Source organism: Mesorhizobium sp. P5_C1 (assembly GCF_054049815.1).
In genome coordinates, this window is sequence record NZ_JBFULQ010000932.1 from 1 (window position 1) to 1,404 (window position 1,404).

Here is a 1,404-nt window from a genome sequence, read left to right on the forward strand (position 1 = left end):
CTCGAGCACGGTGTGCGAAGCACACGTGCGCCGGTACGCATCATAGCCGAAAGGAGACATATCTTCACTATCCATGGGGTAGCTATATATCATACAGGTACATACTGGACAAKGGACTATTACTATCCAAATTATAGTGGCACCAACCAAGCAGGAGAACATCCCATGCGTGCCGTTATCCAGAATTCCGTCGGCGGACCCGACGTCCTGGTCACTGCCAATCAGCCCGACCCTACGCCAAAGGCCGGCGAGGTGCTGGTCCGTGTCAAGGCAGCCGGCATCAATCCGGTCGATGGCTCCGTCCGGGCCGGCTATTACCCCCTGCTCGGCGAGCCACCCTTCATCCTGGGCTGGGATATCTCGGGAACCATCGAGGCGCTGGGCGCCGGCGTCACCGGCTTCAAGGTCGGCGACGAGGTGTTCGGCATGCCGCGCTTCCCCAAGCAGGCCGCCGCTTACGCCGAACTGGCGGCTGTGCCAGCCGATGAAATCGCGCTGAAGCCGAAGGGCGCCGACCACATCGAGGCAGGCGCATTGCCGCTGGCCGGCCTCACCGCCTGGCAAGGCTTGGTCCGCCATGGCGGGCTGAAATCAGGGCAGCGCGTGCTGATCCACGCGGCAGCCGGCGGCGTTGGCCATCTGGCGGTGCAGATCGCCAAGGCGCGAGGCGCCTACGTCATCGCCACCGCCAGCCCGCAAAAGCTCGATTTCGTCCGCTCGCTCGGCGCCGATGAGGTTCTCGATTATACCAAGGGCGATTTCGCCGACACGGTTGGCGACATCGATCTCGTGCTGGAGCCGATTGGCGGCGACCATGCCGATCGTTCGCTGAAGGTGGTCAGGAACGGCGGCGTGCTGGTGTCTTTGCTGAACGTGAATGACGCCACCAGGGCGCAGGCCAGCGCGCGCGACATAAGGGTCGAGCGCATGTCGGTGGTGCCTGACCGCCAAGGCCTGCTGGAACTTGCCCGGTTGATCGATGCGAAAAAGCTCGCCGTCCATGTGGCGAAAAGCTTCCCGCTCGAGCAGGCAGGTGCGGCGCACGCCTTTCTTGCCACCAAGCCGATCGGCAAAGTGGTGCTGACGGCCTGAGCGCCAAAAAGACTCGCTTTAAACAAAAGGGCGCGGAGTGCCGCGCCCTTTGATCTTTGTTCTGACCGGCTCGATCTCAGTGTTTGAGCAGGATCTTTTCCGAAAACCGGATTCCACTTTTCGGGATGATGCCCTAATGCCGGTATTGCTGGATGCGCGTGGTGCGCAGACCGGCAAGCCCATATTCGTCGATCGACGCCTGCCAGGACAGGAATTCCTCGGTGGTGAGCTTGTAGCGCTGGCATGCCTCTTCAAGGCTCAAAAGCCCGCCGCGCACCGCCRCAACCACTTCCGCCTTACGCCGGATAACCC

At 62.1% G+C, this 1,404-nt stretch carries 2 protein-coding genes; one reads left to right on the top strand and one right to left on the bottom strand.

Features of this window, described 5'->3' with window-relative positions:
• The first annotated feature begins 165 nt into the window (after positions 1–165).
• Positions 166–1,092 carry an NADP-dependent oxidoreductase gene (locus tag ACXJ7R_RS32705; RefSeq protein ID WP_457155407.1) on the top strand — a complete coding sequence of 309 codons (927 nt, stop codon included), beginning with the start codon at positions 166–168 and terminating at the stop codon, positions 1,090–1,092.
• A 133-nt stretch (positions 1,093–1,225) separates the two neighbouring features.
• Here ACXJ7R_RS32705 and ACXJ7R_RS32710 read toward each other — a convergent pair.
• Positions 1,226–1,404: DUF1153 domain-containing protein (locus ACXJ7R_RS32710; protein ID WP_457155408.1), on the bottom strand; the 179-nt coding region annotated here is incomplete at its 5' end.